This is a genomic window from Dietzia sp. PP-33, from assembly GCF_033790845.1.
In the GTDB taxonomy this organism is placed as follows: Bacteria; Actinomycetota; Actinomycetes; order Mycobacteriales; family Mycobacteriaceae; genus Dietzia.
In genome coordinates this window covers 112529-125647 of record NZ_JAMYEI010000007.1, presented here as the reverse complement: position 1 = coordinate 125647, position 13119 = coordinate 112529, and the positions used below count along the sequence as shown (strand labels likewise).

The window sequence follows — 13119 nt, the reverse complement described above, 5'->3', positions numbered from 1 at the left end:
CCCCCACCCGCCCGATACCCTTGGACCCGGACCCGCGCCGACCGGCGTGTGGTCCTGCGAGAAGCAGTGACGGACTACGGGAAGGCACCAGTGATGGCAGGCGAGCGGCAGTGGGGGACCTACGACCTCATCGTGGTGGGGTCCGGTTTCTTCGGCCTGACGGTCGCCGAGCGGGCGGCGTCGGAACTCGGCAAGCGGGTGCTGGTGCTCGACCGTCGGCACCACATCGGCGGCAACGCCTACTCCGAGCCCGAGCCCGAGACCGGCATCGAGATCCACAAGTACGGCGCCCACCTGTTCCACACCTCCAACGAGCGGGTGTGGGAGTACGTCAACCGCTTCACCGACTTCACCGGCTACCAGCACCGCGTGTTCGCGATGCACAAGGGCACGGCCTACCAGTTCCCGATGGGTCTGGGCCTGATCAACCAGTTCTTCGGCCGCTACTACTCGCCCGACGAGGCCCGCGCGCTCATCGCCGAGCAGGCCGCGGAGTTCTCGGCCGAGGACGCGGCCAACTTCGAGGAGAAGGCCATCTCGCTGATCGGCCGGCCGCTGTACGAGGCGTTCATCAAGGACTACACCGCCAAGCAGTGGCAGACCGACCCCAAGAACCTGCCCGCCGGGAACATCACCCGCCTGCCCGTGCGGTATACCTTCGACAACCGCTACTTCAACGACACCCACGAGGGCCTGCCCGTCGACGGCTACACCGCGTGGCTCGAGAACATGGCGGCGGACGAGCGGATCGACGTGGTCCTGGACACCGACTGGTTCGACGTCCGCGAGGCCGTCCGCGCCGCCAGCCCCGACGCGCCCGTGGTCTACACCGGCCCGCTCGACCGGTATTTCGACTACTCCGACGGTGAACTGGGGTGGCGCACACTGGACTTCGAGACCGAGGTCCTGCCCACCGGCGACTTCCAGGGCACCCCGGTGATGAACTACAACGACGCGGAGTACGACTACACCCGCATCCACGAGTTCCGGCACTTCCACCCCGAGCGCACGAACTACCCCACCGACAAGACCGTGATCATGCGCGAGTTCAGCCGCTTCGCCGAGCGCGAGGACGAGCCGTACTACCCGATCAACGAGTCCACCGACCGTGAGCGGCTGGCCGTCTACCGCGAGCGCGCCAAGGCCGAGACCGCGGAGAACCGCGTGATCTTCGGCGGCCGTCTGGGCACCTACCAGTACCTGGACATGCACATGGCCATCGCGTCGGCGCTGACGATGTTCGACAACACGCTGGCCCCGCACCTGCGCGACGGGGCGCCGCTCGGCGAGTGAGCTGCTCGAGGCCTGAGGACGCTCGGTGAGGGATGGCCCCCGGGAGCGGTGGCTACGCCTCGGGGGTGCGGTTGCGGACGGAGATGCCGAACTCGCGGATCTTCCGGTAAATGGTCGCCCGGGAGATGCCCAGATGATTGGCGGCGGCGAGCTTGCGGCCGCTGTGGATCCGGAGCGCATCGACGATCGCGTCCCTCTGGATCGCCTCGATCGGCGTCAGTGAGCGGCGGATGGAGGAGTCGCACTGGGCGGGCAGATCATCGATGCATATCAGTCCGGAGCGCTTGGTCTGCACGCAGTCCCGGACGACGCCCTGCAGTTGGGCGAGATTGCCGTGCCACGGAAGTCGCGACAGGTGGCGCAGAGCGGCGTCGTCGAACCGGACCCGTCCCTCGCGGTCGAGCCGGCGCAGCAGGTGGATCGCCAGCTTGGTGATGTCCTCCGGCCGGTGGCGCAGAGGCGGCAGGGAGACGGTGACGTCGAAGTTCGGGAGAACGGCAGAGTCGATCCCCGTGTCGTCGCACCCGCTCGCGCGCGTGGCCACTATCCAGGCCGGGCCGGAGCCGGTAGGCACGGACCGGTGTTCCACGAGGAGTTCCGACACAGCGCTGATCGCCTGCTCGTCGAGCCTGTCGATCCGCCGCAGGAGAAGCGAGCCGCGGCCGTCGAGTTCGGCTTCGAGTTCCGCGATGAAGGCCTCGACGTCGCCGGAGTCGTCACAGTCGATGACGGCCAGCCGCTCGCCAGGGAAAGCGGTGGCGTGGACCGCGCGCGTCATGGTGGTCCGGCCGACACTCGGTTCGCCGGTCACGATCACCGAGGTCCCCCGGCGGGCGTGTCCGAGGAGCGACTCGGACGCACGAAGCCACTCCGGCGACGTCCCGACCAGGCCGCGCAGTGGCCGATGGCGACCGGCCGGCGCCTCGTGGGCGGCCGACTGACCCAGGCGGACGCGGACGATCCCGCCTACCACCCTGCCGTTCAGCGTGGAGGGCTTGTAGGTCAGTCGTGCGGACAGGCCACTGGGAAGATCGGCGACGACCGACTCCTGGAGCGAGTCGCCGGTGAAGTCGGCGGAGTGGATCAACAGCGACGCCCGATCCTCCGGCGTCAGCAGCTGCTGGGCGTGCCGGTTCATCATCACCACCTCCTCGCTCTGGGCGATCACGGGGTTGGAGGTGTGCCGGCACGCTCCCAGGTACTCGCGCAGCAATTGGGTCTCGCCGGGGCTGGCCGCATCGAGGAGTGACTGTTCGATCTGGTCGGCCAACGCTCCGGCCGTGGTCATGAGCAGCCCCGTGGCGTCGTCTGCGTAGCAGGTGATGTCGACCACCCCGACGAGTGACCCGGTGAGCGGGTGGAAGACGGGTTGGCCGGCGCAGGTGAAGACCGCCAGCTTGTCGTTGTAGTGCTCACTGCCGTGGACCAGCATGGGGCTCGCGGTCTCCACGGCTGTCCCGATGCCGTTCGTCCCCATCGTCTCCTCGTCGTAGCCGCTCCCGGGCGCGAGGTGGACCGAGTCCAGTTGCCGGGCCAGGCTGGAATCGCCACAGAAGCGCTGGATGATCGACCCGTCCGGCGCGGCGAAGATGATCGTGACCGGCTCATTGGCCAGTCGCTGGGCGTTGCGGGTGAGCACCGCGTTGACGCATCGCAGGACCTGGTCGTCGTGGCAGGAGATGTCGGAGGACCGCGGCTCGATCTCGGATCGATCGACGCCGAGTAGCTGACTCCGCCGCCAGGAATCCGCGATCGGCCCCCGGACGAGGGGGAACTGCTCCTCGGGGCCGGGCGTGCCGGAGTGGAGATCCATTTCCGCGTACTCCAGCTGCGCGTCCACGTGCTGGTGTCCCAGATTTCTCGCCATTCCTTCGTGCTCCTCACCGGATCGGTTCCGCCGCGCCCTCGTCGCTGGGCAACGCGATCAAGGCGGTCACACCGCCGGGCGAATCGGAACCCACGATGTGTGGGGTACGTCACTCACAGTACGGCCTCCCGAGCGGTTCCGGACAATCCTCTTGCCGACGAATGCGCAGCTACAGGGCTTTTCTGGTGCGCGTCTCAAGATGAGACACCAGTGTGGCGGCCATTCGGAGGCCGTTCTCAGTGTGAGACATAAATCACTTCCACGCTCGGCTGTACTCGGACCACGGGCAGAGCTCACGCCCGGATTGGTCGAACCGGTTGGACGCCCCGGCCCGGCCGCACCATTCCAGATGCCAACCCACCAGGAGGCGAACGGCAATGAGCAGACAGAGTCTGACCAAGGCCCACAACAAGATCAGCGAGCTGACGTGGGAACCGACCTTCGCGACACCCGCGACACGTTTCGGTACCGACTACACCTTCGAGAAGGCACCGAAGAAGGACCCGCTGAAGCAGATCATGCGGTCCTACTTCCCGATGGAGGAGGAGAAGGACAACCGGGTCTACGGCGCTATGGACGGCGCCATCCGTGGCAACATGTTCCGCCAGGTCCAGCCCCGCTGGCTCGAATGGCAGAAGCTGTTCCTGTCGATCATCCCGTTCCCGGAGATCTCCGCGGCCCGCGCGATGCCAATGGCGATCGACGCCGTCCCGAACCCCGAGATCCACAACGGGCTAGCGGTGCAGATGATCGACGAGGTTCGTCACTCGACCATCCAGATGAACCTCAAGAAGCTCTACATGAACCACTACGTCGACCCGGCGGGGTTCGACATCTCGGAGAAGGGGTTCGCGAACAACTACGCCGGCACCATCGGGCGGCAGTTCGGCGAGGGCTTCATCACCGGTGACGCGATCACGGCCGCGAACATCTATCTGACCGTCGTCGCGGAGACCGCGTTCACCAACACGCTCTTCGTCGCGATGCCCGACGAGGCCGCCGCCAACGGCGACTACCTGCTGCCCACGGTGTTCCACTCGGTCCAGTCGGACGAGTCGCGGCACATCTCCAACGGCTACTCGATCCTGCTCATGGCCCTGGCCGACGAGCGGAACCGGCCCCTGCTGGAGCGCGACCTGCGCTACGCGTGGTGGAACAACCACTGCGTGGTGGACGCCGCGATCGGCACGTTCATCGAGTACGGCACCAAGGACCGTCGCAAGAACCGTGAGTCCTACGCCGAGATGTGGCGTCGGTGGATCTACGACGACTACTACCGGTCCTACCTCCTCCCCCTGGAGAAGTACGGGCTCACGATCCCGCACGACCTGGTCGAGGAGGCCTGGAACCGGATCACCAACAAGTTCTACCACCACGAGGTGGCGCGATTCTTCGCCACCGGCTGGCCGGTGAACTACTGGAAGATCGATCCGATGACGGATGCGGACTTCGAGTGGTTCGAGGAGAAGTACCCGGGTTGGTACTCGCGGTTCGGCAAGTGGTGGGAGAACTACAACCGGATGAAGTATCCGGGCCGCAACAAGCCGATCGCCTTCGAGGAGGTCGGGTACGAGTACCCGCACCGCTGCTGGACCTGCATGGTCCCGGCCCTGATCCGCGAGGACATGGTCGTGGACAAGGTCGACGGGCAGTGGCGGACCTACTGCTCCGAGGCCTGTCACTGGACCGACTCCGTGGCGTTCCGCAGCGAGTACGAGGGCCGGCCGACGCCGAACATGGGCAGGCTCACCGGCGACCGCGAGTGGGAGACCCTCCACCACAACGAGGATCTGGCCGACGTGGTGGAGAAGCTCGGGTACGTCCGGGACGACGGCAGGACCCTCATCCCGCAGCCGCATCTGGACCTCGATGATCCCGCGAAGATGTGGACCACCGACGACCTCCGGGGCATCACGTTCCAGAGTCCGAACGTGCTCCTCAACCAGATGTCCGACGCCGAGCGTGAGGCGCACGTCGCGGCGTACCGCGCCAACCCGAACATCAGCGTCTGACGCCAGAGGGAGGACGGGGCCGCCGTAGGTGAGAGGGCGGCGGCCCCGGAGGGGGTGTGGCGCCGGACTCCGTAGGACGACGGCGCCATGCACACCTCTTCCCGATTCCGACTCTCCACCTAACAGGAGCGAGATCGTGCCCGAAAAACACCGCATCCACTTCGAACCTGTCGACATCGACATCGAGGTCTCGGAGGACGAGCGCATCCTCGACGCGGCCTTCCGGCAGAACGTCCACCTCATGCACGGCTGTCGCGAGGGTCAATGCTCGGCGTGCAAGTCCTTCGTCCTCGACGGCGAGATCCAGATGGACAAGTACTCGACCTTCGCCTGCAACGACACCGAGGTCGAGGAGGGATTCGTCCTACTCTGTCGCGCCCACGCGTTCGAGGACTGCACCATCGAGCTCCTCAACTTCGACGAGGAGGAGTTGCTCAACTCGATACCCATCCAGGATGTCGACTGTGAGGTCCTGTCGGTGGTGGAACTCACCTCGGACATGGTGTCGCTGAAAGTGCGCCCAGTGAACGGGGCTGTATTCGACTTCAAGCCGGGGCAGTACGCGGACGTATTCGTGCCGGGTGGAGAGGACGGGGAGAAACGGTCGTTCTCGATGGCCACCACTCCGAGTGGTGCGGACCATCTCGAGTTCATCATCAAGAAGTACCCGGGTGGCCGCTTCTCCTCGCTCCTCGACACCGGGATCTCGGCCGGCACCGGACTGCTTCTCAACGGCCCGTACGGGAACTGCACCATCAAGGAGGGCCGGGTGCTCCCCGTCGTCGGGATCGCGGGCGGCGCGGGTATGGCACCGATCCTCTCACTCCTGCGGCACCTCGCCGAGACGAATTCGGACCGCAGCGTCCACTTCTACTACGGCGCCCGCCGAGTCGACGACCTCTTCTACCTCGACGAGATCCGTGAGATCGGCAAGCGGCTCGTCGACTTCCGATTCGTGGTGGGACTGTCCGACGAGCTGCCCGCGGAGTGGGGATACGACGACGTGGTCCTGGAGGAGGGGTTCATCCACTCGGTCGCCGAACGGCATGAACCGGCTCTGCGGTCCACCGAGGTCTACATGTGTGGCCCGCCGCCGATGGTGGATGCCGCGACCGAAATGCTCGAAGGCCAGATGGTGCCGAGCGACCAGGTCTTCTACGACAAGTTCACGAGCCCGATGACGTCTGAAGGCGTCTGAGCAGAGAAACGGAAGTGATGGAAATGACCGAAGCGACTGCCAAGGCGGCGACGGACGATCGATACCCCTCGATCGAGTTCACCGATGCCCAGGCCGGCTCACTGGAGTTCCCCAGTTCGAAGAGCCGGAGTTACAGCTACTTCACGCCCGCCAAGCTCAGGGCGACCATGTACGAGGACGTCACCGTCGACGTGCAGCCGGACCCGGACCGGTATCTCACACAGGGCTGGATCTACGGCTTCGCCGAGGGGGCCGGTGGCTACCCGAAGGACTGGACCGCCGCGAAGTCCGAGGTGTGGCATGACTTCCGCGACCCCAACCAGGAGTGGGAACAGACCATCTACCGCAACAACGCGGCGGTGGTTCGGCAGGTGCAGTTGTGCCTCGAGAACGCGAAGCGGGCACACGCCTACGACGGCTGGAACACCGCGTGGAAGTCCTTCGTCGCACGCAACATCGGTGCGTGGATGCACGTCGAGAACGGCCTGGCGCTCCATGTGTTCACGGCTATCCAACGCTCGGGTCCGACCAACATGGTCAACAACGCGGTCGCGGTGAACGCGGCACACAAGATGCGTTTCGCGCAGGACCTGGCGCTGTTCAACCTCGACCTCTCGGAGGAGCGCGAAGAGTTCGACGGACAGATCCACAAGGAGGTCTGGCAGTCGTCCCCGGAGTGGCAGCCGACCCGCAGACTCGTCGAGGAACTCACGGCGACGGAGGACTGGTGTGAACTCCTGTTCGCGACGAACATCGTCTTCGAACAGTTGGTCGGATCACTCTTCCGCTCGGAACTGGTCATGCAGATCGCCGCGCAGAACGGCGACTACATCACGCCGACCATCGTCGGCACGGGCGAGAACGACTACGACCGGGACCTCAAGTACACGCGCGCACTGTTCCGCATGCTCGTGCGCGACGAGGTCCACGGCGAGGCCAACAAGGAGTTGTTCGGCCAGTGGTTGACCAAGTGGATGCCTAAGGCGGTCGCCGCGGCCACTGCTCTTCAACCGATCTGGTCGCAGCCCGCCGAGAAGCCGGTGACGTTCACGACCTCCTGTGAGTTGGCAAGCCAGAAATTCTCGAATCTGCTCGAAGAGCTCGAGCTGGAAATCCCGAAGGAGCTGCAGTCATGAGTGAGATGACATTCGGTTCAGACGCCACCTTCTCCAACATGTGCGGAGTGACGCTGATGAACACCCCGGTGGGCCAGGTCGTGGCCGAGGTGATGAAGGCCAAGCCCGGAGTCGAATTGGTCGAGTACCCCTCGATGATCCGCGTGGACGGCAGCGAGAAGCTGGTCTTCGACTACGAGGAACTCACCGATGCGCTCGGTGAGGACTTCAACGAGATGACCTTTGAGGAGATCTCGTCGACCCACTACGGCCGCATGGTCCACCTGGACGACCAGACGATGATCTTCGCCAGTCCGGAGGCGGCCGCGGAGTACATCGGCTTCAACCTCACCGCCAGTGAGAGCAGGTGAGGCTCCCGCTCGACCCCTGATGACCCCGGGCCGTGAGGCGCCTGCCCCGCGGCCCGGGAGGGCACGACCCCTCGGGCACGGATCGCCCCGAGGTTCCACAATCCAGGCAAGGAGTTCCGGACGCCATGTACACGCACAACGGAGAGAACTACTTCATCGTCGACAGCCATATCCATATCTGGGATGGCAGTGAGGAGAACCAGAAGAACATCCACGGAAAGCAGTTCATCGACACGTTCTTCGGCTATCACTCAAACCTCTCCCCTGGCGAGGAGAAGTGGGGATACGAGGAATTCCTCTACTACGGCGGGGACAGGATGCTGCGCGACGTCTTCGACGAAGGCCAGGTCGATCACGCGATCCTGCAGACCACCATGCTCTCGGATTTCTACCACAAAGGGTTCTCCCCCACCGAGGAGAACTGGCGGGTCGCACAGGAGAACTCCGAGCGCATCACCTACAACCACGCCTATGACCCGCGCTACGGCGAACCGGGGCTCACGCAACTCGAGGAGGACGCCGACAAGTACGACCTGAAGGGCGTCAAGCTGTACACCGCCGAATGGCACGGGGATTCACGCGGGTACAAGCTGGACGAGCCCTGGTCCCGCCGCTACCTCGAGAAGTGCATCGAGCTGGGCGTCAAGAACATCCACGTCCACAAGGGGCCGACTCTGCGGCCGTTGGACATGGACGCGTTCAATGTCATGGACGTCGACAAGGTGGCGTCGGACTACACCGAACTCAACTTCATCGTCGAGCACTGCGGCCTACCCCGCCTGGAGGATTTCTGCTGGATCGCGACGCAGGAATCCAATGTGCACGCCGGCCTGTCGGTGGTCATGCCGTTCATCCACACTCGCCCTCGCTACTTCGCGCAGGTCATCGGGGAGCTGCTGTACTGGGTCGGCGACGAGAAGATGCAGTTCTCGTCCGACTACGCCCTGTGGAAGCCGAAGTGGCTCATCGAGTCGTTCCTGGACTTCCAGCTCCCCGAGGACATGGTGGAGGAGTACGGGCAGATCACCGTGGAGAACAAGAAGCGGATCCTCGGTCTCAACACCGCCGCGATGTACGACATCGAGGTGCCTGAGCAGTTCCAGGTGCCCGGTGGCACGGACGCGGACGTCGGCAAGCAAGAAGTCGCCGTCGGTGCGGAGGCCTGATCGCCATGACCTCCACGATCACATCACTGGCAGATCAGGTGATGGCCGCACTGGACACCGTCGTGGACCCCGAGCTGGACGAACCCGTGACCGATCTCGGGTTCGTCCGCTCGGTGGACATCGACGACGTCGGTGTCGCCGTCCACCTCCGGCTCCCCACCTCGTTCTGCTCGCCCAACTTCGCCTACCTAATGGCCTCCGACGCCCGGGACGCGCTTCAACGAGTCCCCGACATAGGTCATATCGTTGTCGAACTCGATGACCACCACGACTCCGACAAGATCAACGCGGGCCTGGCCGCCGAGGCCGGGTACCGCGGGACGTTCGGTTCGGAGGCGCAGACCTCTCTCGACGACCTACGGGCGGCGTTCAAGAGCAAGGCGCACACCGCGGCGATGGAGCGCAGCCTCCAGAGCCTGCTCAGGACGCAACCCTCGCTGGCGGTGGCGGACCTCGGGTCGGTGCGACTCGGCCAGCTCCCGGCCGGGCGCACGACGGACGCCCTGGTCCAGAGGCGCGCAGCGATCGGGCTGTCCACCGCCGACGACGCCCCGGTGATGGTGACCGACGAAGGTCGCCCCGTCCCGGCCGAGGACATCCCGATGAAGCTGAAGTTCGCCCGGGCGGCGCGGGTGTCCATCGAGGGCAATTCGCACTTCTGTCGCGGGCTGCTGGCGACCCGGTACTCCGACGACGAGGCCGGGGACATGAGTACGCGCGTCACCGACTCGAGGGGCCGGTCATGAGAGCGGTGCGGGTGGTCGAATACCACCGGGACATGGAGATGCACGACATCCCCGAGCCGGAGATCACGGGGCCCCACGACGTGATCGTGCGGATCGGCGCGGCCGGCGTGTGCAGGACGGACCTGCACGTGCTCGAGGAGCAGTGGCGGGAGAAGTCGGGCGTCACGCTCCCGTACACGATCGGCCACGAGAACGCTGGATGGGTGCACGCGATCGGCGACGCGGTCACCAACGTCGCCGTGGGCGACAAGGTGATCTGCCACCCGCTGATCACCTGCGGCCTGTGTCGCGCATGCCGATCCGGCGAGGACTGCCACTGCGAGAACGACGCGTTCCCGGGCATCAGTACGAACGGTGGCTACGCCGAGTACCTCCTCACCAGCGCGCGCTCGTGCGTGAGGCTGGACGATTCCCTGGAGCCATCCGACGTGGCGGCCCTGGCGGATGCCGGGCTCACGGCGTATCACGTGGTGGCCAAGGCGGCAGCGAAGCTGCGCGCAGGCGACACCTGCGTGATGATCGGCGCGGGCGGGCTGGGGCACATCGGCATCCAGTGTCTGAAGGCGCTGTCGCCGGCGAGGCTCATCGTCATCGACAGGAACGAGCAGGCGCTGGAGCTGGCGAAACAGGTCGGGGCCGATGTGACCGTGACGGCGGACGGGGACCAGGTGGAGACCGTGCTCGGGCTCACCGACGGTACCGGCGCCGAGGCCGTGATCGACTTCGTCGGGGAGGGTGGTGCGACCTCTCAGGGGCTCGCCATGACCAGGCGGAACTGCGACTACTACATAGTCGGCTACGGCGAGGAGATCGTCATCCCGACGATCGACCTCATCTCCACCGAACGCAACATCATCGGCAACCTGGTCGGGACCTACAACGACCTCAAGGAGCTGATGGCGCTCACCGCCCAGGGCAAGGTCACACTGCACACCCAGAAGTACGCACTGGACGACTTCCAGCAGGCGATCGACGATCTCGTCGCCGGCCGGGTGCGCGGTAGGGCGATCCTCGTGCCCTGACCCTGCACGCCGCCCGCTCTCCACCCGTTCCCGGCACCGGCCCGCGGGCCCGCCCGGGTATCCCGATGTTCGTACACCGGTCTCGCCGAATCGGGCGGGACACACAGCACAGGAGTGACAGACATGGCCAAGGAACTCAGATTCAACAGTGACGCGCGCCTGAGGTTGAAGGCGGGCGTCGACGGACTCGCCGACGCGATCAAGGTGACGCTCGGTCCCAAGGGGCGCAACGCGGTCCTGGAGAAGATGACGGGGCCGCCCACCATCACCAACGACGGGGTCACCATCGCCCGGGAGATCCAGTTTTCCGAGCCGTTCGCCAACATGGGGGCCCAGCTCGTCAAGGAGGCGGCGATGAAGACTAACGGGCAGGTCGGTGACGGCACCACCACTGCCACGGTGCTCGCCCAGGCACTGGTCGCGTCGGGCCTCAAGGCGGTCGAGGGCGGGGCCAACCCGATGCGCGTCCGGCGGGGCATGGACAAGGCGGTGCCGGTCCTGGTGGAGGCGCTCCGCGAGCGGTCGAGAGCGGTGTCCGGCACCGAGGAGGTCCGGCACATCGCCACCCTCGCAGCCGGGGACGACGAGGCGATCGGGAACGCGATCGCCCGGGCGCTCGAACTCGTCGGGCGAAACGGGGTCGTCGACGTCGAGGAGACCGACACCTCCGGCATCAGCGTCGAGATGGTCGACGGGATCTCCTTCGACCACGGCTACATCTCCCCGTACATGGTCACCGACCGCGAGCGCATGGAGGCGGTCCTCGACAACCCGGCGATCCTGCTCACTAACCAGAAGATCAGCCAGGTGCAGGAGCTCATGCCGGTGGTCGAGGCGGCGAGACGGTCCGACCGGCCGCTGGTCCTGGTGGCAGAGGACGTCGACGGCCCCGCCCTGCAGATGCTCACGTCCGGGAACATGCACGGGACGTTCCGGTCATGCGTGGTACGTGCGCCGGGCTTCGGGCACCGCCGGATCTCGGAACTCGAGGATCTCGCCTACGCGCTCGGAGGCCGGGTCGTCTCGAAGGACTCCGGTCTCGAACTGACGGAGATCAACGAGCGGCATTTCGGCGGGTGCGACCGGATCACCATCACCGAGGACGCCACCACCATCATGGGAGGCCACGGGGATCCGTCGGAGGTGCAGGCGCGCATCGACCAGATCGCGTCGCAGCTCGAGCGGGCGAAGATCGAGCACGATCAGGATTCGTTGCAGCTGCGGCAGTCGAGACTGTCCGGGACGGTCGCGTCGATCAAGGTCGGCGGTGCGACATCCGTAGAGCTCAAGGAGCGCCTCCTGCGGGTGGAGGACTCGCTGTCCGCCGCGAGGGCCGCGCTGGAGGAGGGGATCGTCGCGGGTGGCGGAGCGGCGCTCACCCACGCCAGGGAAGCGCTCGGGCGGCTCGAGCTCACCGGGGATGAAGCCATCGGACGCGAGGTCGTCGCCGCTGCCGTGTCCGAGCCGCTGAGGCTCATCGCGGACAACGCCGGGTACAACGGCGTCGAGGTGGTCAGGTCGGTCGGGGAGCTGTCGGACGAGAGGGGCTTCGACGCCATGGCCGGAGAGTATGTGGACCTGTTCGCCGCCGGCATCGTCGACCCGCTCAAGGTCACGCGAGCGGCTGTCGAGGCGGCGGCCTCCATCGCCGGACTGCTCATCACCACCGAGACCGCGATCGTCGAGGAGGTGGGGCCGAATCCAGGCGCGGTCATGGCTCCGGGCTTCGGCGACCTGGCCGAGGGAATGGTCCGACCGTCGAACATCTACTGACCGGTCCGCCGCGGTCAGGCACTCAACCCCGACTCGACGACCTGCATCCCGCGACCGGGAACGGAGGGGCCAGCACGGCGTCGCTGATCCACTACGCCTGACCGGCCACTGGCGTCCCCGGCCGGGTGTAGGGGCACCGAGCGGCCCGGCATCGAGATGCCGGGCCGCTCATGTGTGTCACCCGACCTGCATCTCACCCATCTTGTCCCACCCCTCGCCGTCGACCTGACGGCTGATGATGTCGGGGGTCGTGACGAGCATCGGCCTCATGGTCGCGATGCCCGCGGTGAAGTGGTCGGAGTTGACGTGGGCTGCGGCGCCGTCGTCGGCGAATCCCTCGCACAGGAGGAACGTGTCATCGCGGTCGACGGACCTCGTCCAGAAGAACCACAGATTCCCGGTTTCGGCCCGGGTCGCCTCGGTGTACTCCCGGGTCGCGTCGAGCCAGCGGTCGACGAACTCGGGTTTGACGGTGAATTTCACGTTGATCCAGATCATGGTGGCCCCTTGCGTGGGAGTGGAGGTCCGACGGCGGGCCGTATGAGTTGTGAGCACG

General features: G+C 65.9%; 11 protein-coding genes. 9 read left to right on the top strand and 2 right to left on the bottom strand.

Going from position 1 to position 13119, the window contains the following annotated elements:
* Nucleotides 1–93: 93 nt before the first annotated feature.
* The gene (gene glf / locus NJE57_RS13220; protein ID WP_319028918.1) at nucleotides 94–1293 is read left to right on the top strand and encodes a UDP-galactopyranose mutase; all 1200 of its coding nucleotides are present in this window, start codon (nucleotides 94–96) and stop codon (nucleotides 1291–1293) included.
* A gap of 52 nt (nucleotides 1294–1345) precedes the next feature.
* On the opposite strand, the gene NJE57_RS13215 is transcribed toward glf, so the two are convergent.
* The gene (locus NJE57_RS13215) at nucleotides 1346–3160 is read right to left on the bottom strand and encodes a sigma-54-dependent Fis family transcriptional regulator (protein ID WP_319028917.1); all 1815 of its coding nucleotides are present in this window, start codon (nucleotides 3158–3160) and stop codon (nucleotides 1346–1348) included.
* A gap of 377 nt (nucleotides 3161–3537) precedes the next feature.
* Between NJE57_RS13215 and NJE57_RS13210 the strand changes: the two genes are divergently transcribed.
* The 8 genes from NJE57_RS13210 to groL all read left to right on the top strand — a co-directional run bounded on the left by NJE57_RS13210 (nucleotide 3538) and on the right by groL (nucleotide 12563).
* Complete coding sequence (locus NJE57_RS13210; protein ID WP_319028916.1) at nucleotides 3538–5172, top strand: aromatic/alkene/methane monooxygenase hydroxylase/oxygenase subunit alpha; 1635 nt, start codon at nucleotides 3538–3540, stop codon at nucleotides 5170–5172.
* A gap of 136 nt (nucleotides 5173–5308) precedes the next feature.
* Nucleotides 5309–6370, top strand: coding sequence for a 2Fe-2S iron-sulfur cluster-binding protein (locus tag NJE57_RS13205; RefSeq protein ID WP_319028915.1), 1062 nt, complete (start codon nucleotides 5309–5311; stop codon nucleotides 6368–6370).
* A gap of 23 nt (nucleotides 6371–6393) precedes the next feature.
* The gene (locus tag NJE57_RS13200; protein WP_319028914.1) at nucleotides 6394–7506 is read left to right on the top strand and encodes an aromatic/alkene monooxygenase hydroxylase subunit beta; all 1113 of its coding nucleotides are present in this window, start codon (nucleotides 6394–6396) and stop codon (nucleotides 7504–7506) included.
* Complete coding sequence (mimD, locus tag NJE57_RS13195; RefSeq protein ID WP_319028913.1) at nucleotides 7503–7856, top strand: propane 2-monooxygenase effector subunit MimD; 354 nt, start codon at nucleotides 7503–7505, stop codon at nucleotides 7854–7856. Before NJE57_RS13200 ends, mimD begins: the two co-directional genes overlap by 4 nt.
* Nucleotides 7857–7981: 125 nt before the next feature.
* On the top strand, nucleotides 7982–9022 hold the full coding sequence (locus NJE57_RS13190) for an amidohydrolase family protein (RefSeq protein WP_319028912.1): 1041 nt from the start codon (nucleotides 7982–7984) through the stop codon (nucleotides 9020–9022).
* 5 nt (nucleotides 9023–9027) lie between these two features.
* Nucleotides 9028–9768: an iron-sulfur cluster assembly protein gene (locus tag NJE57_RS13185; protein WP_319028911.1), complete on the top strand. Its 741-nt coding sequence runs from the start codon at nucleotides 9028–9030 to the stop codon at nucleotides 9766–9768.
* Nucleotides 9765–10790: an NAD(P)-dependent alcohol dehydrogenase gene (locus tag NJE57_RS13180; protein ID WP_319028910.1), complete on the top strand. Its 1026-nt coding sequence runs from the start codon at nucleotides 9765–9767 to the stop codon at nucleotides 10788–10790. Before NJE57_RS13185 ends, NJE57_RS13180 begins: the two co-directional genes overlap by 4 nt.
* A gap of 123 nt (nucleotides 10791–10913) precedes the next feature.
* Nucleotides 10914–12563, top strand: a complete 1650-nt coding sequence (gene groL / locus NJE57_RS13175) for a chaperonin GroEL (RefSeq protein WP_319028909.1) — start codon at nucleotides 10914–10916, stop codon at nucleotides 12561–12563.
* 177 nt (nucleotides 12564–12740) lie between these two features.
* Here the strand turns inward: groL and NJE57_RS13170 are convergent, their stop codons facing one another.
* A complete protein-coding gene (locus NJE57_RS13170) occupies nucleotides 12741–13061 on the bottom strand; it encodes a putative quinol monooxygenase (RefSeq protein ID WP_319028908.1) in 321 nt (106 codons plus the stop codon).
* Between the last annotated feature and the right edge of the window lie 58 nt (nucleotides 13062–13119).